This is a genomic window from Spirosoma daeguense, assembly GCF_054776875.1.
In genome coordinates this window covers 77,676-104,333 of the sequence record NZ_BAAHBF010000005.1, presented here as the reverse complement: position 1 = coordinate 104,333, position 26,658 = coordinate 77,676, and the positions used below count along the sequence as shown (strand labels likewise).

Below are 26,658 nucleotides of genomic sequence, written 5' to 3'. Positions count from 1 at the left end.
TAACCGTGCAATATTATAACTTTTTTTATAAGTGACAAAGCCAATGAAGCAACTTTACGTGGGTCTTATATTGTTTTTGTACTATTTTCCCGCCAACGCTCAACTAACATTCGATCAGGTTCCACACGATTTACAACTCTATCCACGTAACGCAAATAATCAGGCTGAAGTAGTTTTTAGTGGCAGAATGACTGCGTCTGGTTATACAAAAATTGCAGTTCAGTTACTACGTGAAGGGGCCATTTCAAACATGGTCAGCCAGACGCTGGCCCCAGCAGTTAATAACGCTACGTTCCGACTCGCCAATACCATAAAAGCAGAAGCCGCTGAGTATACATTTCGAGTTTATCTCTACAAAGGAACCGATTCCACACTTTTTACGACACGTCAGCGTATTGTCTGTGGCGATATTTATGTCATTCATGGTCAGTCGAATGCATTGGCCTCATCAGGATTGGAATCGTTATATTCGTTTAATTTTGATGATAAATACCTGCGAAATTGCACCTTCCCTTACGGCGTCGCGGTTAATGATATTCCGGCGTATATGAGTTGGTCTGCCGCGAAAGACCCGTTTGGGAGCGTTGGCGGATTTGGCTTGACATTTCAGCGACTAATTCTCCAGACCTATGGTATACCCACCTGTGTACTGAATGGTGCACAAGGCGGAACCGCAATTGCCGACCTGTCTGCACGCGATGCTACGAACCACGCTAACCTGAATACTATTTATGGCCGTTTATTGTACAGAGCTAAATGGGCAGGGGTGGATAAATCGATAAAAGCCATTATCTGGAAACAGGGAGAGGAAGATGCAGGTACTGGTCTGGCTGGCTACGATACCAAATTTGCTACGCTCTACAATCAGTTTCGGGAAGATTATGGCGATTGTCGAATTTACGTGAGTCAAATTAACTTGATGGCGCTGGCAGATGGAGCCTCGGCATTACGTGATTTTCAGCGACGTACGAAATATCTTTTTAAGAACGTAGAGACAATTGCTACGGTCGGTACGCCGGGCTACGATGGGGTTCATTACGATGGATTGGCGAATCAGCGGTTGGCTTTTGAACAATTCCGGCAAATAGCCCGCGATTTTTACGGATCAAAAGATACCTTACAGATCAATTCGCCTGATATAAAGAAAGTTTTTTATAATGCCCGAAAAGATTCTATTTCATTGGTGTTTGACGATCAGATGCAAATGGTCTGGAAGGCCGATACGAACTTTTATAGTTTCGCTACGGGAGCCATAACGTCGACACGTCTGCAAAAAGATTATTTCTACCTCGACAAGCAAACAGGATGGGTAACAGGGGGCGTAGCGCGCGGAAACCGTATTGTTCTGGGCTTGAAACAAGCAGCTTCAGCTAAAACGCTACGTTACTTGCCCGATTATTTTGCCGATCAGGCGTCGCCATTCTACAATGGACCAACATTGCGAAACACGTTGGGTATGCGCGCTTTTACGTTCGATAACGTAGCGATTGCCGATCCCATTACACCTGTCACTACGTTAGCTGCTAAACCAGTTTCTGATAAACAAATTCAGTTAACCTGGACAGCATCGGCTGGTGCACAGACGCAGGTGCTTGAACGCGCTGATGGCACACCCGCGAATTTTAAATCGGTTACTACGTTGACTGGAACGGCTACTACGTTTACCGATGCTACTATTCCTGATCCGTTCGGTACCTATTATTATCGATTACGAGCTTCAAGTGCTACGTCGGAATCGCTTTATAGTAACGTAGTAAACGCTCGTCCATTAGTGCTGGATATAGAAATAAAGTCCCCAACAGTACAGCTATTTCCCAATCCTGTTAGTACAGGCAGAATATTGAATCTGGTGGCTTATGAAACAGTATTTACAAAAGTACTGCTATACGACAGTATGGGGAGGACGGTGAAAAATTGGCAGGGAACCGCCACTAACACCCTTGCTCTTTCGTTAGAGAGTCTTCAGATTGGTACGTATATCGTGAAAGCGCAAATTGCCAGCGGGCAGATCATTAGCCAGAAAGTATCTGTTCTGAATTAGGATGGCTACGGGCATTCGGCTGGAATATGTACTTTTGCACGCAACTATTCTAACTTGTTTATGCGAATTGTGATTCTTACGCAGGATGATCCCTTTTATCTTGCCCGGAATATTGACTACCTGCTGAAAAAAATGCCGCCTTATGCCGAAGTCGTCGCAACAGTCGTTTTCGACGTATCGCCGTTTGGGAAGCGGGAAAGTTTTTTTGACAAGATGAAGAAAACGTATGACATCTTTGGTCTGCCATTTTTTATTCGTTACGGACTCAAATTTGTCGCGTCTAAATTAGACAGCGGCAACAATGTCCGAAAAATACTTACCGATCGAAATATTCCGCTTATTGCCATTGAGGGTGCTATTAACAAAGAGGAAAATCTAGATAAAATACGGGAATACAAGCCTGACTTGTTAGTATCCATTGCTGGTAATCAGATATTTAAACGTAAGTTGCTCGATATTGCTACGCATGGATGTATTAATCTGCATACAGCATTACTGCCTAAGTATCGTGGACTGATGCCATCGTTCTGGGTGTTACGTCATAACGAAACGCATACGGGGGTATCTGTTTTCTTTGTGGACGAGGGGATCGATAGCGGACCGATTCTGGTACAGAACAAACTGGCAATTGGCAATATGAGTCAGGCAGAGTTGATCGACGTAACGAAAAAAATGGGCATGGATGCCATTCTGGAAGCTATTGAAAAGGTTCACTCCGGAAAGTACGAACTTATTGAGAACGACGCGTCCCAAATGACCTATTTTACATTTCCTACTCGCGAAGACGTAAAAGCTTTCCAGGCTGCCGGAAAACGGTTTTATTAAATTTTTGCCGATAACGTCAATAGCTCCGGATTGTTAATTCCGCATTCTATCGACCCAAAATTGTCGACTGACGACTTACAATGAACATCCTGACTTTTGATATAGAAGAGTGGTTTCATATTCTGGACAATAAATCGACCAAAACCGAAGCTGACTGGGGTCAATATGAGACTCGGATTCACCGAAACATGGACCTGATCTTTAAGCTTCTGGACGAAACCAACAGCCGTGCTACGTTTTTTTGTCTGGGTTGGGTAGCCGATAAACACCCCGACGTAATTCGGCGAATCGACGCGGCTGGTTACGAAATAGCAACTCATTCGTACGCGCACCAACTGGCCTACGAACAAACACCTGCCGAATTTCAGTCTGATTTAGAACGGTCGATAAAGCATCTACAGGATTTGACGGGCAAAAAAGTGCGTTCGTACAGAGCACCCGGATTTTCGATCAAAGCGTATAATCGGTGGGTATTTCCAATTCTGATCGAACAGGGAATCGAGATTGATTGCTCTGTATTTTCTGCCCGGCGTGCGCATGGGGGCGATGCGTCGTTGGGTATGTTTGAACCGGGTTATTTGAATGTGAATGGTACGTTGTTGAAGGAATTTCCGATCAATACGCAACCTATATTAGGACAGGATCTTATTTTTTCGGGTGGCGGTTATTTTCGGCTATTTCCATACAGCCTCATCAAACAATTGACCCGGCAATCTAACTACGTAATGACCTATTTTCACCCACGTGATTTCGACGCCGACCAACCGATGATTCCGGGGCTTAGTCGTGCCCGACAGTTTAAGTCGTATTATGGTTTGAAAGGATGCTGGCCTAAACTAAAGCAATTGCTTCAGGAGTTTCCTTTTGTCGATCTGGCTGAAGCTGACCACCAAGTCGACTGGAAAAACGTATCAAGTAAGGTTGTAGCGTTATAAAGTTGCAGGGTTATGGAGTTATAGGGTTATAAAGTTGTAGGGTTGTAAAGTTAGGCTCGAACGCCATCACACTTTACAACCCTACAACTTTATAACCCTATAACTTTATTTTTTTACAATTTTCGCATATTCGTCGAGCAGACGTTTCGCCACGATTTCGATGTCATATTGCGCTTTCAACAAAGCAGTTGCATTCTGGCTGAGTTGCTGACGGCGGGCATCATTACCAAGCATTCGCTCTAGACCAGCCCGAACTCCTTCGGGGGTTAATTCTACTAATTCGGCGGCTTCGTGTTCACGTATTGTCTCGCCAAAACCGACCCGATCAGAAACCAGCGCTGGCGTTCCGGCGGCCATTGCTTCCAAAACGGCCATTGAGAAACCTTCTGAGTAGGAGGGAAGCGTGAATAAATCGGCACCTGCGAGAGCGGCTTTTTTGTCTTCTCCCGTTAACATTCCCACAAGCCGAATCGAATCTTCGAGTTTGTGTTGAGCTATAAATTGCCGGGCAGCTTCTTCATAGCCATCGTCAGAGCCAGCCAACGCCAGAATAGTAGCCGGGTGGTCGCGAACGTAATTCCGAAAGCCGGGCAAAAGTAAATCCAGCCCTTTTTTGGCGTTAAGTCGACTCATGAATAACACGAGCTTCTTATTGGCTGGAAACTTAAACTTTTGCCGAAACATGGCGCGGGGCGGGAGTTTAGCGAAATCGCTCATTTTTACCCCATTCGGAATAATCACTACGTTCGGATGCTGATAACCCAGGTAACGTAGCAAATCTTCCCGCTCATCGGTATTATTGATCTGAACCAGATCGGCCCGGCGTAGAAAGGCTTTCTGCGCCAACGTATCCATGAGCCGCTTTTTCCAATTGTTATGTGCGTATACCCAGCGATCCAGCACGCCATGAATGGTAATGACTTTGGCAACGCTACGATCGACCATGAACGGAGCCAACGTACCAAAATGCCATAGGCCATGACAATGGATAACATCATATTCCCGAATATGCTTTTTCAGATATTGATACAGCTCAATCGAAAATTCCCGAAAATAACGACTGATTCCGGGCGTCCGTTTGCACAGAATTAATCGGGCTCCATCGGGAACGGTATATGGTTTTTCGCCCGGAGAAATGGGACTCAAAATATCAACTTGATGACCATGACGTAGCGCGACCTGTGTATGATCGAAGATGATTTTGGGAGGTCCACCGGTTTCCCAACTATAGGCGCATATATTTAAAATTCGCATAGATAAGGCGAAATAACCGTTTATGATGCAATTTTCATAAAGCCAGCCAGCATTTCCTGGGCAACGGCCTCTGGCGAGTATGGTGCAATATGTTCTTGCGCTACGTTACTCATCGCTGCTACGTCGACAGTTTCTTCCATAAACTCACATAAACGCTGGGTTAATACATCTGGTTGTTTGGGGTCAAATACAAATCCATTTTGGCCGTCCAATACCAGATCTGGCACGCAACCACACCGATTCGAGACGATGACGGGTAGCCCGCAAACCATTGCTTCATTGACAACCAAACCCCAGGGCTCTGATAGGCTTGGCAGTACAAGCACGTTGCTGAGAGCCAGAATTTCTGGTACGTGAAACCACGGCCTCCCCGGTAAAAATTGAACCGAATCGGTTACGTTCAACGTATCGATCTGTTGTTGAAGACGAGTCTGTTCTGGCCCATCTCCCAGAAAAAGTAACCCCCAGTTTTGGCCATTTGCCGTTTGTTGCTGGGCATCGGCAAAAGACTTAACTAAAGCCGATAAATTTTTCGCAGGAATCAGCCGACCTATGAAAATGAAGTTATTGGCTCGTATGCCCAAATTAGCCTGCGTTTGGCTCCGTATATGTAGCGCACGATCGTAAACAACCCGAAGGCTATGGTTATCGACCGCATTTTTACGTAGTAGAATTTTATGGGCAGGCACTCCCGACTGGATGACATAATCGGCAGATTGACTGCCAAAACAGAAAAAACCATCACAGCGGTCGAAAATCCACTTTTTTAGTCGCTCTTTCCAGCCTTTACGTTGATGGTCGGTTTCGGTGCTTTCATTTTGCATGATAACCTTAACACCGTTGAGTTTGGCCCAGATCAGGACTAAAAGCTGAGCGGGGTCATAGTAGCCAGTTAGATTGATTACGTCAGGACGATAGACTTTTACCCGACGTAGCAAAACCTTCGCTCGTTCTCGAAATGGAATGTCTTCCAGAAATCGGTCGAAAAGCAACTCATAATTATACTGATACGTTGGTGCCGATACGTCGTTGGCTATTGCTTCCAGCCCAGCCCGCGACCGCTCATTTCGGGCAATCTGCAATACGTGTACCTGACAATCATCACGCTGATCGACCAGACGTTGGAGTGCCTGAAAAACACTGGATTTATAGTGAGCCCATAACAGGTTATGGACAATTAGAATACGCATTTATTGAAAAGTGCCAGTACGGGTTAGCAAAAAATCGTTCAAGATAACCACCCTGAGCAAATTGGCGGATAAACATTGACTAAACGGAAAGCTGACTTTCTGGCTGGACAACTACATAAGGCGATTCCTCGATTGGTACAGGTTGATTTTCCTGAAGATAAGCCGGAAATAGATGCTCAAGCCCCATAAATCGGGTGGCTATCGCAAGCGGAAATAAGAATGTTATCTCGTAAGGTCGTCCACCAGTGAACAGTAATACAAGAATAAGCATGTAGAAATAGGCCAGAAACACACTGAGCGGATTTGGGTTTATCCGCATAATGTTAATGACGTAGTACATAATCATGGCATTTATACCACCGAACAGCAGAAGTCCGAAAATACCCTGATCGATCAGCGATTCGACCAATGGAATATCGAGATAAAAATATTTGTATCCGTACCCCAAAATCAGCATGTGCAAGTGGCCGGTGATTACAATATAAAAGAACCCCGCACTCGTCGATCGGTTAGCCGCCGATTCGTCAAGAACCGCTTTATAATCAGCTCCTTGGGCTTTCAAACCCAGCAAAGCATAAATATTGTCGAGATTGCGCTCCATAAACCCGATTACATAGCCATATAACACCGCGTAGGTATCATAATTTCGCTGGAAGAAAACAATAATACTGACCACACCAATCAGCATAATGGCTATTGGAACAGGCTTCACCAGACCTCTTACCGTATTCCGAATCTGAGCCGGACGGGCATTGAAATACAGGAAGAAAGCAACAACTAAAATAAGCGCTACAATAGATGATCGGGTTTGCGTCAGAATGAGAATGGCCAGACTGAAAGAGCCCGAAAAAAACGAAAGGAGCTTGAACAGAATGTGCGTGTTTGGCCGAAAAATCCAGATACCGCAGGCTATAATACCCATAAATGCATTTCGGGCAAACACGTGGGGATTACCAGAGCCGTCGTCACTGTCGCCAAGCGAAATTGTTGCCCGTTGGCCAATCGTCCAGCTAGGGTCGGTTATCAGCGAGAAAAGTAATGCCATATTCGATACCAGCGTGAAAAACACCACTACCGGAATAAATACTCGAATGATGTCATTAGGAATATTGATCAACAGGAACATGAAAATCAACACATACGTGTAGTAAATCAGGTCCTTATTATAATCTTTGAAACTCGGATCGCCGTTAAACACATACATATAGAACACACTCATAGCCAAAAAGCCAATCAACAGTGTGAGCATTAATATGTTCGGGCGATAAAGCCGACGAAGAAACGTAAATGGTACCATGAGTACCAACCCACCTGCAAACCCGGCGGCCGTAAAAGCCGTGCTGTTAGGTGCCAGATGTAACGTATCGCGAAAGAAAAAGATGATTGGGTAGCCATCGAGCAGTATACAGATTCCGACTGTTAACCGGACCAGATCCATTGTCTGCAGAAAGCGAAAAAATTTAGCCATGATTGCGTTAAGCTAATGACTGATAAACATCCAGCGTTTGCCGGGCGGTTTTATCACATGAAAAATCACGTAGACGTTCGGTGCCTTTCTGGCGTAACTCATTGCAGAGTACGTCGTCTGTTACGATACGTTCGATTGCATCAGCAACCGAATCATCATCTTCCGGATCGAAATATAAAGCTGCTTCAGCAGCTACTTCCGGTAATGAACTGCAATTACTCAACACTACCGGACAATCATTTCCAAAAGCTTCCAGTACCGGAATTCCGAACCCTTCATTCAACGATGGAAACACAAATGCCCGTGCGTGTTGGTAGAGCTTCAGCAAATTCTCGTCGCTTGCCGAACGATACAAAACTCGGTCCGACAGCCGGGATGCATAGAACAAACTTTGTTCCTGATGCGTAAATGGCCCACCGCCAGCACAAACCAGATGCAAATCGGGATGACGTTGAAGAACAGGTTGAATAGCCCGAAAAAATCCATTGAAATTTTTATAAAGCCCACGCTTCCCCACATAAAGTAGATACGGCATTGGAATGGGGCGATTCATCGGCACTTTTTCCGAGGCTTGTTTTTTCAGCCGGGTACCTAAATGAATTACTTTTATTTTGTCCGGCTCGACGGAGAAATAACGTAATATTTCCTGCTTCGAATATTCAGAAACCGAGATAATTGCATCGGCCCGACGTAGCAACTGCTTTTTTAATTCGTATAAACCTTCTCCCAGATCTGGGTATTCTTTTGCGTAACGTTCGCTGGCGGCATCATGAAACGTAATGACAAAAGGCTTGTTGCCAACGGCATTTAAGAAATAACGATGGTAATACGTTGGGTGAAACACGTCGAATTTACCAGCCTGAACCCGCTGCATACTATATAAACGGTTTAATAAAGACGCCAGTCGATTTGCATTTCGGGAAGCCGAAAAACGTTTATAGCGAAGGTGGTTACTGAAAGATTCTTCTTCGAGGTATTCGTTGTTGGATAAGCGTAAGGAGAGTTCGAAATCAATTTCAGGCCATTTAGCAAACGAACGCATCAGTTCGAAAAAGTAGCGCGGAACGCCCCCATATGGTAAACCGGTGAAGGCTTGATGATCGTACAAAACTTTCATAAAGGAAGCGGTACGTGCCTAGTCAGTTGTATTTTTCTGAGATAGTACACCCGCAAAAATAGTGCTATTTGTTGATAAAACCTTGTTGTTGTCAGCCTTCTGGCACCATGCTACCTAATAACCGGAAGCGGTACGTTGCTAATGAATCCAGTAATACTACGTAGCGACTTGACCGTTACGTAGCGCCAGCCACGTAGCACAACAGGCTCCGGCTTTTGGCCAAACGCTGGTTTTATTGTGGCCAGCTTAGGTAGTTTTTGGAGCGAAAGTGCCTGATGATACGTAGTTAGTAGCGACGTAACGTCGACTCGTTTAGCGGGGCGCAACCGAGTTTGATGTGGGAAAAAACCTTCGTCGGGATTGTGCAGTCCTTTAAAATTAACGAATAGTACGTTTTCGTTACCTCCAGCTGGCCCATCGACTCGCCAGTTATTGTTTTCTTGACGTAAGGTTCGTTCGGGGAAATTCCAGAGGGCAACGTGCCAACCTGGATTTCGGACAATTTTTACGTTCTGGAAATAAACGGGCATGTGCATCAACCATATCTGGTCAGTGCAAAGACCTTCACAGAAGTTGATATATGCACGAGAACGAACACGGTCGTCCCACCAGTTCAGGAGTCGGTCAGTTTCAGTAGAACGGCGAAAAGCCATGAAATCTGCACTGTATAACCCTACGTTCTGAAACGCTTTTTCGTCGGGCCAGTACGTGTCTGAACTCTCCAGACGTTGGGTGATGTGTGGTGTCAGTATAGCGTTGGTGTTCGTAAGCTGTTCGTATATAGGCGTTAACGCTCCGAAAAAATGAATGTTTGGATCAGCATATACTACTGTCTCGGCATGAGGATATTGGCGAAATACTTCTTTGATAAACAGAGGCTTAACGGCAGCTACAAATTCAGTTGGTGTGTAGGTTGCCGATAGTGTATTTAGTTCGTCAACCGATAACAGTTCGCCAACCGGCAGAATTGGGTAAGGCGAAACAAATCCGGCTGGTAATTGGATATGATCATCGGCCAAACCGATAATTACCGCATTGGACTGGTCAGTTGACTTAGGAGAAAATAGACGAAAATTATCAGCCAACGCGTAGGCTTGTGGCAGTTGACGAATCGTGCAGATGGTTAGTAACACAGTGGGGACAAACTAAAGTAATAAAAAAACTACTCAAGCAAATCGCCCAGAATAGCCAGATAAGGAGCGTACCAGTTTGCCGATGCATCGGCATAACGATGGTAGTTTCCTTTTGCAAAACTACTGAATACTGGGCCAACTCGCTTCAGCCGATTGCTGGGTAAGTGACTCCGCATACTAAAATGGGCTAATCGCCGACGTAGCATGGCTGTTCCATAAGCGGTGCCATTTACCCGATCACCTAACAATTGATGAATCTTGGCGAATAAAGCTTCTTTTTCACGTAGCGGAGCTAGTTTACCGGCTCTACGTCGGGCAAAACGATCCTGAAGCCGAACCGTTGGCGCAGCCTCCTGTTCGCGAACGCCCACCTGTTGTTGTACGTGGGTTCGGTAAAGTTGCAACGGTTTATCAATAAAATGAAGCTGATTATGTATGGCGGCTACCAAAGCAATCCAGCCATCATAAATATAGCCGGAAATATCGGACGGGATGGGAAGAACAACAGAAAGAAAAGAGCGTCGGATAACCGTAGCGCAGCCCATCATCCGATTACCATCGAGTATAATTTCCATCATTTCGCCATGCAGAGCGCGCTGTTTCGCCTGTTCATCGAATCGAACGACTTCCCAGAACCGTTGCTGACGACCCTTAAGCTGTTCATCTGTAACCCAGGCATCACAAAAGCATACCTGAACGTCAGGGTTTTCCGACATATATTGGGTCATCGTACTGATTTTCTCCGGGAGCCAGGCATCGTCCTGATCACAGAGAAAAATCAAATCGCCGGTGCAGGCCGACAACGCCCGTTCAAAGTTCTTGTTCGACCCTAACCGGGTGATATTGTTAAGAATACGAACGGAGAAAGGAGCATCGGCGGACAACTGTTTCAGTAATTCAACCGTGCCGTCGGTCGAAAGATCATCCGAAATTACAATCTCATCCGGTAGTAATTGCTGATCGAGCAGGCTTTGCCATTGCGTTGGCAGATATGCTTTGCCATTATATGTGCAAAGCGCAATCGAAATCCTAAGTTTTTCCGGTACGGTCATAGGTCTGAACTAAATTTGGTATCCGTAACGGGCAAAAATTGGCCGCCAGTAGTCGGTTCCGTGAATATCCCAGGCATGGCAGCCAAACGGCAGTTTGCCATGATTGTAATGCTCAACGGCCCATTTTGGGAAAAACTCAATCGAAAAATGGAGTGCTTTTCGATACGTGGGTATCCGTAAATTTGGCCAGTATCGGTTCACTTCAATGCTCCAGAAAACATCTTCGTGGTACTGATGCATGTGAATTTGTTCGTACTCCTTCGCTTTCTCCGGAAACTTCTTCAAGCAACGTAGCATAGCCGAAACCCGGCGTAGCGTAAAGCCACCATTACCGACACCATTCAGATTAATGATTTCGCGGGGGGTAATGCCATCTGGTTTTTTCAGGTTGAGCCAGGTGGCTATTTGTTGACGCATAAGGAACGTAGCACGGTCGTAGAATCCGGTAAAATCCCGGTCGCGGAGCCACGGAGCACCAATGTAGTCATACCCTTGTTGACACCAGTACGTTAAATCATCCTGAAAAACAAAGGCATCTAACTGATGAATTAAAATGTACTCCTGATCAGAAAATGTCCGGTAAAATTCCTCCGAAAGCATTAGCCGATTGTAGCCTTGTACGTCGGTAAAATAACTATCGTCGAACCGATGGATTTGTAAGGATGGCTCAATGGTCTGATATGTAGCAATATCGAGAGAATTGGGTGCGATGAACCAGATTGGATAGTTGCCTAACACGCGCAGGCACTGGGTTAGCGAAATACGTTCGTAATCAGTAAGCTCTGGCTTATAGATTGGAATGACTACATTAACAGAAACAGATGACTTCATTCAGGTGACAACTTCCTCGCGAACTGAGCAAATTACCCGCAAATTTCGCAATTGTGAGGATATGGGCACTATAGTTTTTGAAAACTCGTCTAAGCGGACAGTCTGAAACAATTAGAGCGATTCCAATAACGAAATAAGTTGATTAAACGGCATATTAATCGCTTTACGTACCCGTCTATAACGTAGCACTTTAGGCGGCTTTATGTATACGCAGGGATATTTGCGATACTGCTCGTTGTTGTTTGCAAGCAACTGGTTTTTATACAGCTCAAATACTGGTTTTATATCTGGCCGTTCCTCGAACGTGTATCGATCCTGATATTTCGATACGTTATCGGGTTTATAGGGGTCGTATCCGCTGTAATGAAAAAATTGTAATAGTGGTCCGGGTTTACTATTCGTTTCGGCAACCTGCCATTGACCAGCCTCATTCTGCGACAAGTATCGTTCGTGAATATTCCAATACGCTACGTTGTAGCCCGGGTGGTGGTCAATCAGAACATTATCGTAATAAGCGGGGGCAAAATTTACCCATTGCTGATCAACGAACATACCGCTGCAAAGGTCAATTCGGCATTCGTAAACCAGCCGCTCTTTCCACCAGTCAACGAATTGTCGGGCGGTTGAATCATTACGGAGGCCAATAAATCCGAGATTGAAAATGCCTGTGTTTAAATGGTGTTGGTCATTTGGGCGTTTCCAATCTGGAGTAGGCGAACAGGTATGAGGTGTTAGAACCAGACTGTATTGCTCAAGTGCATTATTCAGTTGAGTAAGCGGCTGGTAAACAATAATATCCGGGTCGAAATAAATGATCTGGCTTAATTCGGGATACGTATTATAAAAATAATCGAAGTAAAATGGCTTAACGGCTGTGTTTAACTCCGTAATGTCATAACGATCGCACATCGCCTGAAAGTCAGGAATGTTGATTTTATCGACTTCAACCATCGGATATACTGGCATAAGCTCATCCGGTAAATTGGCTACGCTCAGTTTATCGACCAGACCAATGATGTATGTGTAGTCAGGATTTGTTTGTCGAAGAGAATCGCCCAGGGTTCGTGCCTGCGCCAGATAATTGACTGAACAAATCGTAAAAGCAAGTTTCATTTAAGATTTATTTCTTTGGCTCTGACCACTGTTTGATAGAGGGCGTCTTCGATACGGTCGGTGCAGTGTTTCATCGACCATTTTGTCTCTATGTGATACAGAGCTTCTGCTGATAATTTTTGCCAAAGATCATCATCATGCAGTAAACGGTCAATAGCCTGACCCATTTGACGAGGATTTCGTTCAACCAGCAGGCCATTCTGAAGATGATGGATGGATTCCCGAATGCCACTTTCTGCAACAGCCACTACGGGCAATCCGCAGGCATTAGCTTCTAAAGGAGCTAGTCCAAACGGTTCGAGCCGGGGAGCATACACAAAGGCGCTTGCCAGATTGAGCAACGTAACCAGTTCATCGTCAGATATCATTTTTTTCAGCACTAACTCTACACCTGCATCCAGAGCGTGCTGTTGCATCTGTGCTTCATAGGCAGAACTTGTCGAATTGGCAACCCAGACTAAAGTAGGCCGCTTATTAGCTGGTATATAGCTTAGAGCATCAATAACGAAAGCTGGGTCTTTTCGCGCCTGAAAACTAGCCGTGCAGATAACAAAGGGTTCGCGGTCGAGATCAAGCGATTTAAAAACTTCTGTGTCAACACCCAGATAACCAACTTCGGCATCTTTACCGTATGCTCGTGCACATGTTTCTGCTGAAAAGAACGAATTGACCACTACTTTGTCGAAAGCCAGAAAATTTAACTGTTCTTCGCGTAGTAACACACGGAAGCGACGTTCTCTCCATAAATCATTACCGAGCATGCGCCAATAAGCCCAGCTCGTCCATTTCGGCGTACCTTCAGGAGCTGTCCAAGGAAGAGTAGGTTGTGCTTCATGAAGGTATCTTAATGGCTCTCCCAGATAAAGAAGAGTTGGAATCTCGACAAAGCGGGAAATATAAGGCGCTGCATACGTCATGCAGCTATTAGCAAACAGAATATCAAAATTGGCTGCCTGAATTTGCTGAGCGCAGGTTCGGCTATGAGCTTCCATAGCGCGCATGGCTGAATCCTGCTGAAATCCCATATAACCAATACGGTCACTGGTCGAAATGGGCCCTTCAGGGGAATCTAAGGGAACAATATGGATAGGGCCAATGGATTCAAAGTCAAGATATTGACTGTCTGCTTGAGGAGTTGTCCAGATTTCGATATGGTGGCCACGCTCTTTTAACCCTTTCAGATGGTAAAACATTGCGCGTTTCCCTCCTCCACTAGGAAGGTTGTGCCATACAGCAATTTTCATACGAAACTGTTTAAGAAATACTCATCTATATGATTATTTCGGAAAGTGAACTTTTAAAACCGCTAACATTCGTAGGGGAGAAAAAGAAAGTGTACCAATATTGATTCTGAAAGTTACCTCTCTATTTCAAGTTTTACGAAATATTAACCTGAAAAGATTTAATATGATTAAAAATAATCCTAACCTTTCTGAGAATCAGATTGTTAGGCAAATAGGCCGTTTAATCAAAAAGCAATTGTCTTACTTAAGAGTTAGCTGGTTGAATAAAGTCACTATTTTTTCAATACTTTGATGAGCAGGATGGCGCTGGAGAATTTTTTCATTTAACTGTTCGCCTAACTTTCGACGGAGGGCAGGCTGTTGAAGCAACTCAATGACACGCGCACTCATGGCATCCTGATCGAGGTAAGGAACGCTGAATCCACCGTCGGTTTCAATCAATTCTGGAGAGCCTCCGGCATTCTGAAAACAAACTACAGGAATGCTGGAAAGACCAGCTTCAAATACAACAAGAGGATAGGGGTCTTCGCGTGAGCAGAGAACAAATACATCGAATCTGCTCATGTAACGTAGCACGTCGGGGGTAGGAGGAATCAGATGCACGTAATCCGACAGACCTGCCTTTTGAATATCAAGCAGCAAATCATCGCGAAGAGAGCCCTGCGGTACACCAACCCACACAAAATGCACAGGCTGACTAGTATCTACCATTCGACCAATTACCTGGCGTGCTAACGTGATGAACAAATCATTGCCTTTACGCCATTCGGCATTACCGCAGCCTCCCACAATCAACGCATTGGTCGGTACGCTCAGTGATTCATAAATACTCGGTAGCTGACGGGCAGTCTCTACGTTACGTTGTAAAGCTGGTGTATCGATAAGCGTGTAAAGCACTATACGGTCGGCAGGAAAACCATGCGTTTGGGCGTAATACTGTGCTGTTGCTTCTGATACAGCTAGCAAACGATTGGTACGACGTAGCAGATATTCCAGCTCATCGGGTTTTGTATAAATACGTACCGAAATAGCTAGCTCATGTGCAAACGTAACAACAGGTGTCGTTTCGGGAATGGCTAGCTGGCAAAACCACCGACTACTAGTGACTGTGTTGACCAGAATCAGGTCGAACGTATCGAGTTGTAAGGACGCCTGAATGGCATCCTGTTCAGCTTTTTGTTTTCGGTCATGAAAGTTTTGCCATTGCCCCAATTTCCACAACACTTTATCCGCAGTTGCTCCCACTACGTATCGTTTGGGAGTTGGCCAGATTGTTACCGGACAAATAGCCTGATAATCGGCCAAAAGAGGCCCACCATCGCCTAAAAGGAGGTGCATTTGAATACCTTGCTCCTTGAGCAGGCGCATCAAATTTAACAGAACTAACTGAGCACCAGCTCGGTTAGCGTCGTGGCCGATGAAGAGAACTTTTTTCAATGAAAAGGAGGTGAGGAGCCAGATACAGGATTAGACAAGACTTACCCATCCAGCTCTCTTCGCTGAATCAATACGCTTCGTAACTAGGCCTGGGTAGTTTTTTAGCAGGATTACCCAGATACATCCCCCATTCTTCGGTATCCTTATAAACAGCCGAAGCCATGGCTAACAGTGTTCCCGTGGCAATGTGCAAATAATCGCGAATGGTGCTGTTTACGCCGAAAAAACAATAAGGCTCAATAACACAGTGGCCCGACATCACTACGTGTGATGTGAAAAAGACATGATCTTTAATTTGCCCGTGGTGACCAATATGATTTCCGCTCCAAAGCACTACGTTATTGCCGATTGTTGTGAATGGCTGAATTGTATTGTCCTCAAGAATGAAGCAATTCTCGCCAATCTGATTTCCGAAAAGAGTGGCTTTCGAGCTGATGTATGAAATAAATTCGTAGCCCTTTGCCTTTGCCTCCAGATAAATCCGTTCGCGGTTGCGATTCATATTCCGGCCCGTCATAGGAGCAAAAAACTTGTATTCCTGGGGAGAGAAGAGTGTTTCAACTTCTTCAAAGGCAACTAAAGGCAGGCCTTTATATTCGTTACCATTCATATATTCACGACTAACTGTAAAAGCTGCTACGTCGTGTTCTGAGTCATGTGTGAGGTAGAAATGAGCCAGTTCGGCTGTGTCCATTACCCCAAAAATTACAACTTTTGCCATGCTTAATAAGTGAAAGAGTGAAAGAGCGAAAGAGTGGAGGAGAGGGAGACTATTGCCGTGTTGGGCAGCCTTTCATTCTTTCGCTCTTTCACCATTTTAAACTAGTTCATATTGGTCGAGCAACGTTTGGATGGCTGCTACGTCATTGAACATCAGGATGTCAATAATTGAAAGCCATGGGACAAACTCATTTGTTTTGCTAAACTGCGCGTACTCGACTTTCGTGGACTTGATAAAATTTAATTGAATATCCGCTTGTGCGAACGTTGGTTTATCATACAATTCGGTGCCACCAATCGGGTTAATGTATTGGGTAGCCCCTGTCTGCCGACAAATATCAAGAATTCGTTCCTGCGCTTTTAAATCGTCGTTTTCGTAAACCGTTGAGGATTTGATCAATTGCGTGGTTAAGCCCAGATACTGATTTAATTCAACCAGACTGAAGTGAATTAAATCGGCAATTGAATCGGTAGTAAAGTTGACAATATTTTCGGTCAATGGCATCACCGTTTGGTAAAAGGGAGCTTTCCGATAGCCTTGCTCAATAGTTTTAAGCAGTTTGCTGCGCCATTTCGGATCGTCGGCAATGTGTACTTCGTTAATTCGTTTGTTCTGGCTGGCGTCTTTTAGTGGCACTGTAAACAAGTATTCCTGGCCATTAATTAGTAGACGATTTCGATTTATCCAGCCTCGATTGATAAACGCTACGTCATCGTAGAGAACGAACGTATCAACTGCCTTCATGAGCTGCATATAGCCAATGTAAGGCAGAAAATAAGGCTGCATAATGGCAAGTGTCATAGGCTATGGTGAGGAGCAATAAAAGCGACAAACGTTTTTCATAGTCGCCCTTATCACTTTTACGTACTCATTTTAATTTTCGTAAATAATAATCTTCCCCCGGTACGGTCATTATTGCCCGCATGGTTGTGTCTGTGCCTAACCGCAAATCACCGGGTTGTGGCTTCATTACCGATTTATCGAAGAAAAGGTAATCAGCATCTTTCGGAATAGGTTGTAATCCTTTCTCAAACGGATTGATGGCAATGAGCCGACGCGACAATTTCGGGCCATATAATGGGTATTCGTAATCGTCGTTTATGGTAGCCAGCGCCACAATGGCACTATCAGGTACCAGTTCGTCAAATCGTTTGTAAGGAATATACGTATCAGGTCGTCCGATGGTGATTTGTCGAATTCGGTCGGCCTCGAACACCGATGTAAACTGAATGCCGTCGGGTGATGTCCAGGCAAAAGGTAGAGCCCTAATATTGAAAAACACGCACATCAACGCCGAAAAACAGCCCATAACAGTTATCAACCCAACGTAGCCCTTCCAGACGTAACGCTTCGGACTTTCTACATTCAAGCGTGGAGAAAGAAAAACCAGAGCCAGAAACGTTATACCGAAGAGGCCAGTCTCAATAAAATAGCGGCCTTTAAATGGGTCGTAAGGTGCTGAGTAGGAGAGGGCTATGAAATGAATCAGAAACGCTATTCCTAGAAAGAGGTGCGCAGTTGAACGCAAATAGCCTACCAAAACAAGAAGTAGTAGCGGGAAAATCAACCCAAAACCGATAACTCCCCAGTATGGGTTGGCATTGTAATAAACAAACCGACGGTCGAATGAGAAAGTCTGGATGGAAAAATCAGTTTCTTCGTCCAATCGCATATGTAGTTTATCTTCCAGCCAAACCAGCGGTAGACGCATCGTGTGATTTAGGTCTGCTCCAGCTTTAATGTTCCGAATGCCATCAAGATTGATGTGGTCATAGCCGTAACGAACAACATTGCGGCTACCTTGTTCCAGAAGATTCGCAAATGAGCCAGCCCGTTCAACCGACTGATGCTTTAGAGCTGTTGGCGGGCCTATCGGGTGACCAAATACTTCGATATTTTTTAGGTATCCGGTTGGTAAAGTCCATAGGCACACGCCCAGCACAATAGCAATTCCTAATCGCCAGGTGCGCCCGAACGTAATAAGCCAGGAAGGGGATAGGAAGACGGTATAAATCATGACGATAAATACCGACGGTAGCAAAAGCGCAAACGTGATTTTATGACCCAGGGCAATACCGAATGCCATTCCGGCCAGATAGAGGTAGCGATTATCCTGCGCTTGCCTATAGGAGAAAAGCATGTAAAGCAGTACGCTCAGATACGCTGTCAGAACGATATCTGTTTCGGTTGTGATGGCCTGCATCAGAAAGTCGGGCAGGAGTGCATAACCTAACGCACAAAAAAAACTGGCCGACAGACGATTTTGACCGATACGTTGTACAATTCCGAAAACAGCAACAAGGGCTGTCCAGTAACTAAGGTGGTGAATAAATTTAAATCCGTTCTCGAATTGGCCAGTTATCAAAAACGAATAAATCTGAAGCGTACAGACACTTTTCGGATACGTATCCATGTTCCAGTTCGTACCACCAAAGTGACGCATGGTACCTCGCTGGAGATATTGCATCACCCGATTCAAGTGTCCGGTCATGCTATCCCATTCGTTCGGAACGGTGAAGAAAACCAGTAACAAATTCATGAGCGCAATGATCAGCAACGTGCCAAATAATGTTGCGAACAGAAATTTCGAATAGCCCGAAAGATGACGAAACCAGTCTCGAAAGGTTTGCCGACGTAGCACGATGAGCTGACGTACCGAAAACGTCTTTTGTGAGCCAACCAGTTGTTTCAGAATTGTACCTAACACTGTGGCTGTAATGAAAACTGAACCGGCCCATACAGGTGCGCTGGCTGTTAGGTAAAAAGCCGATAAAATAAATCCAGTTAAAATGACGCTACCGGCACCTAACAGAAATGTGGTTAGCCACCATTCGGTTAGTGACTCACGGCTGATGTAAGTCGAGATACGCCCCAGATAATAAAGAAAAAGAAGAAGCGAGAGAAGATATAAAATGACCATAGAGAATACACGGGGGCTTAACGACTGATTCAAAAAAACTTGTCAGCCATCATAACCTGCCCGTTCGATACATTATACATTTTCGTCGAGAACAGCCACCGTTTCATTGACGATGGTAGCAATCTTGTCGATGATTTCTTTCGGTAAATCAGGATACATCGGCAGAGAGAGAACGCATAGGGCAGCTTCCTCCGAAATTGGACAAGGCTGAGCGCCTGTCTTATCGAGCGCAAACGGAAGTATGTTGAGTGAGGGGTAGAAATACCGGCGAGGAATAATATCCTGAGCCTGTAGTGCTTTCATTACCTGCAGGAGCGTTTCTTCCGAATCGAATACCACAGGATAATACGCATAATTGTATTCCATACCCGGCAAGAGCGTTGGGCGCTTGATGCGGGTAAAATCAAGTTGGCTGTCGTAATAACCAAAACGCTCCTTACGGGCTGCAATCAGACTGTCTACTTTTGGAAGTACACACAGACCCATAGCTGCATGGAATTCCGAGTTTTTGGCATTAATACCGATGCTTTTATAATCATCATTCTTATGGCCAAACGTACGGTAAAAATGCAATTTCTCGGCCATAGCATCGTCGTTGGTTACAATGCAACCACCTTCGACCGTATGAAAAACTTTAGTTGCGTGGAAACTACATGTACTAAGATCGCCGTAGTTCAATATTGATTGCCCTTTGTATTTAGCCCCAAATGTATGGGCAGCATCATAAATAACCTTGAGATTAAACTCGTCGGCAATTGCCTGAATCTGCTCAATCTGGCAGGCATTTCCATAAACGTGGGTAGCCAGAATTGCCTGCGTGTTTTCCGTAATCAGCGGTCTGATTTTGTCCGGATCGATATTGAAGTCGTCGGGGCGAATGTCCGCAAAAACAGGCGTACAGCCTTCCCAAAGAAGCGCGTTCGTTGTTGCTACGTAGGAAAAAGGAGTCGTAATGACCTCTTTTGTAATATTCAATGCCTTAAGGGCCATCTGGAGTACAATGGTACCGTTCGTGCAGAATTTCAGATGTTTAACCCCCAAATAGGCCTTAAGTTCATCTTCCAGCCGACGTAGTAGTGGGCCATCGTTGGTTAAATGAACCGATTTCCAAATTTCTTCCAGATACTTGTTATATTCTTCAATATCAGGGAGATAAGACTTTGTTACGTAAATCATCAATCAGTAGCAGTTTGCTGTAAGTAGGCGACGTAGCATTGGGTAGTAAACCAGATATGGTTATTACTTACTGCTTACGACGCTGGTTCTGTGGCGGCTGGTTCCAGCATTTTTGCAAGGAAAGGAAACTGCGGTCGCACGTAACCTGGCCACTTACCGTACCAGGCAATTCCTTCCCGATAATCTTCTACATCAAAGGTAATGCCTTCTTCCAGATTATACAGTACCGTAACCGTATCCTTCACAATCATCATCGATATAGTATACGTACCGTCATTCAGAAAGTAGCCCGGAATCGTGCATTCGCCTTGAATCAATCCTTTTTCGAAGGGTTGCGATTGAGTCCCCACGTTAAAAATACATTCGCCTGTGAGCGAATTCAGGTGCAGGCTTAAGTTTAAATTGGCCCGATCCATCAGATTCCAGAACTCGAACTGAAGTTTCATGGGTGTTCGAACATCGATACGGTTCGAGTCGGGCTCAAATTGAGGAATAAGTTCGATTCTGCGAATACGTACCAGATCATTGCCGGGTGCTTCTTCCGGCGTATTCCACTGGCGAGTTAGTCGTACTTTCGACACCTTACTCAAATAAGAAGCAATCACTTCGTTTGTTTCGCCCTGCTCAATAAGCCGGCCTTTTTCGAAGTAAAGCGTTTTGTTACAGAGCGACTGAACCGCTGTCAGGTTATGGCTTACGAAAATAACAGTACGTCCGCTGGCCGAATTGTCTCGCATTTTGCCAAGACTTTTTTTCTGAAATTCAGCATCACCTACGGCCAGTACTTCGTCCACAATCATAATTTCAGGATCGAGGTGGGCCGAAATGGCAAAGCCAAGCCGCACATACATTCCCGATGAATACCGTTTAACAGGAGTATCCAGAAATTTTTCTACGCCGGCAAATGCAACAATTTCATCGAATTGCTTCCGGATTTCGCTACGTGTCATACCCAGAAGGGAGCCATTCAGGTAGATATTTTCGCGGCCCGTTAGCTCGGGGTGAAAACCTGTTCCTACTTCAAGCAGACTTGCTACGCGGCCACGAATACGAACACTTCCCGAGGTTGGTTCGATGATTTTGCTCAGAATTTTGAGCATCGTCGATTTCCCGGCGCCATTGTGCCCAACAATACCCACACGATCGCCCTGCTCAATCGAGAAATTTACATCACGTAGCGCCCAGAATTCTTCGTGAGTAATAGCGTTCTGATCTTTGTTACGACCGAATACAGACCGAAAATTTTCGGCAATCATATCGCGCAACGTATTCGAACCCTTCCCTTTCTTGTGGTCGATGATGTATTGTTTACTAATATTTTCGACAGTAATTACAGACATAGTATCAAGGTCACCAGCTAATTGTAATGCTCATTCTGAGAAACATAAACCTTTAACTGATTAAATATCATCCACAAATGTGTTTTCGCGGTTTCGGTAAAAATAAAGCGATAATGCCAGACAAACGAGAACAACAACAACAGATATTACTAAACTCTGAGGATTGAAATACGCTTTTTCTCCAAGTAACGACCAGCGAAACCCATCGATAATACCCACCATAGGATTATACCAGTAGAGTGGGGTCCACCAGGTTGCTGGTTTTTCTGCAACCAGTCTGCTACTGTAGGCAATAGGGCAGACATAAAAACCAACCTGAACAATAAACGGAATAAGCTGACCTATGTCTCGGAAGCGAACGTTGATGGCAGCAAAGAACAGGCCAAACGCAAAAGAAGCTAGTAAGGCTAATAGAATAAAAGCAGGCAGCAGCAACAAATGCCAGTCAGGTATGAATTGATACCACAAAGCGATAACAATAAAAAGCCCCAACGATACCAGAAAATCGACAAAACTGATGGCGATTGAACTGATTGGCATAATAAGCCTTGGAAAATAAACCTTAGTAACAAGGTTGGCATTCATTGTTACACTATTGCTGATTTGCGTAAAGGCCGTAGCGAAAAACGTCCAGACTGTAATACCGCCCAGCACCATTAGTGGGTATGGAATACCCGGATCGGCAGGAAGTCTGGCAATTTTGCTGAAAACGAATACCATAATCAGCATAGTGGTTAATGGGCGAATTAGCCCCCATGCAGTACCAAGTGCAGTTTGCTTATACCGTACTGATACGTCGCGCATGGCCAGAATATACATCAGCTCCCGGTTACGCCATAGATCTCGCCAATAGTGCCGTTCGGAGCGGCCGGGCTGAATAAGAACTTCGTAATTTTTCAATTAGGTCAGATAGTTTGATAGTTATTATGTTGTAGGGTTGTAAGGTTATAGCGTTTGTTGAGAAACAAGCCTCATGCTTCTAATCAACTTTGCAACACTATAACCTTACAACCTTACAACCAATTTAATCCCCCTTCATAATTGAGCGATATGTCTCGCGCAGGAAGATGATGATGATCGATAAAAATAAGCCGACAGCAATGCCAGCCTGCATACCCAACGATGCTTTAATTTCTTTATAAAGCGGGAAGGCAACCGGCTCAATAATGGTAAACAACGGGGTTTCCCGAATAAGCGACAGACGCATATTATCGGCTTGTTGAAGAGCCGTATAATACAGCGTTGTTAAGAAGGACGAGTTACGACTTAATTTGGTTTCCGTAATACGTGCCTGAGCTACCACCACCTGCTGATTCTGGTCGAGATATTGCGCCAAGCGGTTTTCGGTTCCCGACAGCATTCGGGCAATCGAATCGGCTCGTGAGGTAAGCAAGTCATACATTTCACGAGTTTTCTTGGTTTGCTTCTGCTGATAATCCTCTTCAATAGTTTTGAGGTGGGTTGTCAGAAAAGCAGCCGTCAATTGTTCATCTTCCATACCGCAGCTTAGCGTCATAAACGACGATTTTCGCTCGGGTTGTTTCACCGCAATTTCAGTAAGAATCCGCGTGTAAATCGTAGACATAACAATTTGCTCCGTCCGTGTGTACTCACTGGGCTTCTTGGCACGGTTGAAATAGAAGGAACGTAACGTATCATCGTCTTCCCATTCCTCATCGCGAATACCGCTGTGACGAATGTAATAATTCACCAGCAACGTATCTTTCCCGTTGATAGTGTCATGCTTCATCAGCGTTTTTTCCACCACCGGACGAGAGCGTGCATAGATAAGAAAGTTATCGCCTGAGAAAATATTTGCATCTGGGGCGCCACCACCTAAGCCAAAAGCACCAGCTAACTGACTGAGTTCACCCAAGCCACCTGCCGATGAGCCACTACCCAGGTTGAACATAATTGACGAATTGTAAATAGGGGCCTTTTTATGGGTTATGTCGAAAATAAACCCAATTGCTGCACCAATACCAGTCAAAATAAGCAGCAGCTTCCAGTTACGTTTGGCTACGTCTTTAAGTTTAAAGAGACGTAGCACAACAGACTTCGGCGATATCTGATCCGGTGGCAATGCACGCGGTGCGGCCGGTGAGTTTACGTTGGTCGAAGTTGTTGAATTAGTTGGATTCATAGAAATGAAAAACCGTTTATCGAACTCGGGTAATAAGTAAGACAGTCGTAATCAGGGTTAGTAAAGAGCCTGCAATACCAACTGTTGAATTCAGCACCTGTGCTGCCGTTAGAGGTACAGATGTCTTTTTAGGAACAACGATCTCGGCCCCTGGTTCAACACGCGGATATACGTTGAAGAACATAAATTTACGTGTCCGGTCTACCGAGCCATTGGCATAGATAACGAACGAACGACGTTTTTGCGACTTAGCTGTGAAACCACCCGCATTTGAAATGTAATCCTGAAACGTTTGGCCTGTGCGGTATTTTACCGTGTTTGGCATTAACACCTCCCCCTGAATACGTACCGTTTCAAGAAGTTTGGGAACACGTAGTATGTCATTTTCCTGAACCATGATATCTTCCGAAGAGCCAGGACGAGCCAGAATTTTCTTCAGGTTTATCCCGATTGACTCCGTAGCGTTTGTATCGATACTGTCTGCTTCAACAACCGTTGGTGTGTTCGATATGCCATCGGCTACATCGGCTACGGCCTGCTTCCGACGAGCAATCTCGTCTGGACTTAGTTTAATCTGCCGGACTAACGTAGCACCTTCTACGTAGGCTTGCGGAGTTAAACCACCCGCCTGACTAATCAGATCTGATATTTTCTGGTCTTTACTACGTATTGGATATTGACCCGGAACAATAATTTCGCCTTCAACACTGGCATAGGTCTGAACAAAATAATTTGGCGAACGGCGAACAACAACCTGATCAAATGGTTCCAGAACAATCTTATTATCATCGGTGCTGAGCGATAGATCACGATTTACGTTAAACCGGAATACTTCAGCAATCTGCGACGAAGCGGAACGTGGATCTGCATCTTTCTTACGGCGAATTACTTCTACCATTGATGCTGCTGCAGATTCTTTCAAACCACCAGTACGGAGCAGAGCATCATTTAGCGACATATTTACAATATAGGGAATTTCAGTATTCGGGAGGTTTACTTCGCCTTGTACCGAAATCGTAGCCCGTTCGGTGAGGTCGAAACGAGATGGTATAATAATTTGATCTTCACGCTGAAGGGGCAAGTCGGCTTCTGTGCCGGCCAGAATATTAGCGAGGTTAACTGTAATATTCTCCAGCGCCAAATCATCGCGTGTCCGAACAATGTTAACACGACCAGTAAACGCATCGCCTTTAAGACCTTCAGCCGTAGTGATAAGTTGCTTTAGAGTGGGGCTATTATCAAGCGAGTATTGGCCCGGACGATACACAGCACCTTCTATAGTTACCTGATTTTCGAAACGATCTAGCAGACGCTCAACTGTTACAAGATCGCCATCCTGCACAACAAACGTACTGAATTCAGAACTGGTCACATCAATAACCTTAATTTCACGTTCAGTAAGGCGAGAAACTTTTATCCGATTTTTATAGGCTTGAGCTGAGAAACCACCTGCATAAAACAGTAATCGCTCGATGTTTTCGCCCGGCAGCATCTCGAATATGTTGGGACGTTTAACGGTTCCCGTGATTTCTACGTGTTGAATGAACGTAGTGAAACGGATATTGTCATTATCCTGTAGACGAATGTCGTTACGTTGGGTTCCGTTGAGCAGATAATCGTATAGGTCAAGCGTAGCAATGGCGCGGTTGTTACGTATCAGTTGCACTTTGCGGAAAGAGCCTAGTTCGTTTGGACCACCTGCCTGATAAATCGCATTCATTACGGTCGATAAAGACGACATGCTATACGTACCAGGCCGGACGGCATCGCCTGTAACCGTCACGCGGATACTACGTATTACGCCACCCAGCGAAACTTCCAGAAAGGTGTTTTGGGGGCCGTAAGATGACTTGCGAAGGCCAACGAATCGTTTGGATAGCCGTTCGATCAAACGAGCTTTAACCTGTTCAACGGATAAGCCAGTTACCATAACCGGACCAATTCCTGTTCCCTGCGCAAAATAAATATTGCCATCGGGCGAAATTTTTTGGCTAAAGTCGGTCTCTGTATAGCCATATAATTGAATATTAAGCTGATCGCCTGGGCCAACCACGTAATTACGAGGAGTGGCTATATTGGTGGCAGCCTGGAACGAGGTTTTTAGAGAAGGATCGTTGAAAATGGAATAACCGAACAATTTTCGACGAATTGTCTCTCTTTCAAGACGTTGTGCTTTTTCATCTGCCGTTTCATTGGCGAGAGAGATATTTTCAGGCTTTGTTGCCGAAATTGTTGTGTCTGATGGGTCTGCCAGTTCACGGCCGTCAGGAGCAGTCTGAATATTTTGCCCTGGAGGCTTTCCTCCCCGTTGCTGAATCTGTTGCCGAATATTGGCAGGTAGGTTATTTGTATTGGCACCTGCTGGCAAGGCACCTCGTCCGGCAGAACCAGCCGGCAGGCCAGGGGCAGTAGCACCGCCTGTTGTGGGTAAAACCTGAGCCTGAGAAATCAGACTAATCGCCGAAAAGAAAAGAGTTGCTGTGCTTGTCCGCAACCAACGGGTCGAAAACATTGGAATAGAGCGAAAATATTTTGATGGAAAGTCGTGAAAAATTGACCGATTTTGCATAATTTTAAGAAGTCGAACAAGCTTATAAGCAGTTGAGATAAAGCTTTATAGCTAACGTAACTCAACCAGTTATAAGTACATACTACAGTTCATTCGGCAAAGTAAGCGAACTTTTGTTGGATTATGAATACTTTTCTATTGTCCGGAGA

Annotated in this window: 21 protein-coding genes; 3 read left to right on the top strand and 18 right to left on the bottom strand. The window is 44.9% G+C overall.

What is annotated here, in order from left to right:
* Positions 1-43 precede the first annotated feature (43 nt).
* The 3 genes from ACYVD4_RS16860 (at position 44) to ACYVD4_RS16850 (ending at position 3,801) form a co-directional block, all read left to right on the top strand.
* Positions 44-2,041, top strand: coding sequence for a sialate O-acetylesterase (locus ACYVD4_RS16860; protein WP_460947754.1), 1,998 nt, complete (start codon positions 44-46; stop codon positions 2,039-2,041).
* Between the two features lie 60 nt (positions 2,042-2,101).
* Positions 2,102-2,866, top strand: a complete 765-nt coding sequence (locus ACYVD4_RS16855; RefSeq protein WP_460947752.1) for a methionyl-tRNA formyltransferase — start codon at positions 2,102-2,104, stop codon at positions 2,864-2,866.
* A gap of 80 nt (positions 2,867-2,946) precedes the next feature.
* Positions 2,947-3,801, top strand: a complete 855-nt coding sequence (locus ACYVD4_RS16850; protein ID WP_460947750.1) for a polysaccharide deacetylase family protein — start codon at positions 2,947-2,949, stop codon at positions 3,799-3,801.
* Positions 3,802-3,906: 105 nt separating this feature from the next.
* On the opposite strand, the gene ACYVD4_RS16845 is transcribed toward ACYVD4_RS16850, so the two are convergent.
* The 18 genes from ACYVD4_RS16845 to ACYVD4_RS16760 form a co-directional block, all read right to left on the bottom strand.
* The gene (locus ACYVD4_RS16845) at positions 3,907-5,055 is read right to left on the bottom strand and encodes a glycosyltransferase (protein ID WP_460947747.1); all 1,149 of its coding nucleotides are present in this window, start codon (positions 5,053-5,055) and stop codon (positions 3,907-3,909) included.
* 20 nt (positions 5,056-5,075) lie between these two features.
* Complete coding sequence (locus tag ACYVD4_RS16840; RefSeq protein ID WP_460947745.1) at positions 5,076-6,245, bottom strand: glycosyltransferase family 4 protein; 1,170 nt, start codon at positions 6,243-6,245, stop codon at positions 5,076-5,078.
* A 79-nt stretch (positions 6,246-6,324) separates the two neighbouring features.
* Positions 6,325-7,713, bottom strand: a complete 1,389-nt coding sequence (locus ACYVD4_RS16835) for a hypothetical protein (RefSeq protein ID WP_460947743.1) — start codon at positions 7,711-7,713, stop codon at positions 6,325-6,327.
* Between the two features lie 7 nt (positions 7,714-7,720).
* Positions 7,721-8,830: a glycosyltransferase family 4 protein gene (locus tag ACYVD4_RS16830; protein WP_460947741.1), complete on the bottom strand. Its 1,110-nt coding sequence runs from the start codon at positions 8,828-8,830 to the stop codon at positions 7,721-7,723.
* Positions 8,831-8,940: 110 nt separating this feature from the next.
* The gene (locus tag ACYVD4_RS16825) at positions 8,941-9,963 is read right to left on the bottom strand and encodes a hypothetical protein (protein WP_460947739.1); all 1,023 of its coding nucleotides are present in this window, start codon (positions 9,961-9,963) and stop codon (positions 8,941-8,943) included.
* A gap of 29 nt (positions 9,964-9,992) precedes the next feature.
* Positions 9,993-11,015, bottom strand: a complete 1,023-nt coding sequence (locus tag ACYVD4_RS16820; RefSeq protein WP_460947737.1) for a glycosyltransferase — start codon at positions 11,013-11,015, stop codon at positions 9,993-9,995.
* A gap of 9 nt (positions 11,016-11,024) precedes the next feature.
* Positions 11,025-11,846: a DUF5672 family protein gene (locus tag ACYVD4_RS16815; RefSeq protein ID WP_460947735.1), complete on the bottom strand. Its 822-nt coding sequence runs from the start codon at positions 11,844-11,846 to the stop codon at positions 11,025-11,027.
* Between the two features lie 111 nt (positions 11,847-11,957).
* On the bottom strand, positions 11,958-12,959 hold the full coding sequence (locus ACYVD4_RS16810; protein ID WP_460947733.1) for a glycosyltransferase family protein: 1,002 nt from the start codon (positions 12,957-12,959) through the stop codon (positions 11,958-11,960).
* Positions 12,956-14,203, bottom strand: coding sequence for a glycosyltransferase family 4 protein (locus ACYVD4_RS16805; RefSeq protein ID WP_460947731.1), 1,248 nt, complete (start codon positions 14,201-14,203; stop codon positions 12,956-12,958). Before ACYVD4_RS16805 ends, ACYVD4_RS16810 begins: the two co-directional genes overlap by 4 nt.
* 240 nt (positions 14,204-14,443) lie before the next feature.
* Positions 14,444-15,640 (bottom strand): glycosyltransferase family 4 protein, encoded by a 1,197-nt coding sequence (locus tag ACYVD4_RS16800; RefSeq protein ID WP_460947729.1) that lies wholly within the window; start codon positions 15,638-15,640, stop codon positions 14,444-14,446.
* A 67-nt stretch (positions 15,641-15,707) separates the two neighbouring features.
* Entirely contained in the window at positions 15,708-16,361 is a 654-nt protein-coding gene (locus tag ACYVD4_RS16795) for an acetyltransferase (protein WP_460947727.1), read from the bottom strand.
* Between the two features lie 96 nt (positions 16,362-16,457).
* Positions 16,458-17,162: a WbqC family protein gene (locus ACYVD4_RS16790; protein WP_460947725.1), complete on the bottom strand. Its 705-nt coding sequence runs from the start codon at positions 17,160-17,162 to the stop codon at positions 16,458-16,460.
* Between the two features lie 67 nt (positions 17,163-17,229).
* Positions 17,230-19,281: an ArnT family glycosyltransferase gene (locus ACYVD4_RS16785; protein ID WP_460947722.1), complete on the bottom strand. Its 2,052-nt coding sequence runs from the start codon at positions 19,279-19,281 to the stop codon at positions 17,230-17,232.
* A 72-nt stretch (positions 19,282-19,353) separates the two neighbouring features.
* Positions 19,354-20,457, bottom strand: a complete 1,104-nt coding sequence (locus ACYVD4_RS16780) for a DegT/DnrJ/EryC1/StrS family aminotransferase (protein WP_460947720.1) — start codon at positions 20,455-20,457, stop codon at positions 19,354-19,356.
* Positions 20,458-20,531: 74 nt separating this feature from the next.
* Entirely contained in the window at positions 20,532-21,797 is a 1,266-nt protein-coding gene (locus ACYVD4_RS16775; protein ID WP_460947718.1) for an ABC transporter ATP-binding protein, read from the bottom strand.
* A 60-nt stretch (positions 21,798-21,857) separates the two neighbouring features.
* Positions 21,858-22,697, bottom strand: coding sequence for an ABC transporter permease (locus ACYVD4_RS16770; protein WP_460947716.1), 840 nt, complete (start codon positions 22,695-22,697; stop codon positions 21,858-21,860).
* Between the two features lie 124 nt (positions 22,698-22,821).
* On the bottom strand, positions 22,822-23,940 hold the full coding sequence (locus ACYVD4_RS16765) for a hypothetical protein (protein WP_460947714.1): 1,119 nt from the start codon (positions 23,938-23,940) through the stop codon (positions 22,822-22,824).
* 16 nt (positions 23,941-23,956) lie between these two features.
* Positions 23,957-26,509, bottom strand: a complete 2,553-nt coding sequence (locus ACYVD4_RS16760) for a polysaccharide biosynthesis/export family protein (protein ID WP_460947712.1) — start codon at positions 26,507-26,509, stop codon at positions 23,957-23,959.
* Between the last annotated feature and the right edge of the window lie 149 nt (positions 26,510-26,658).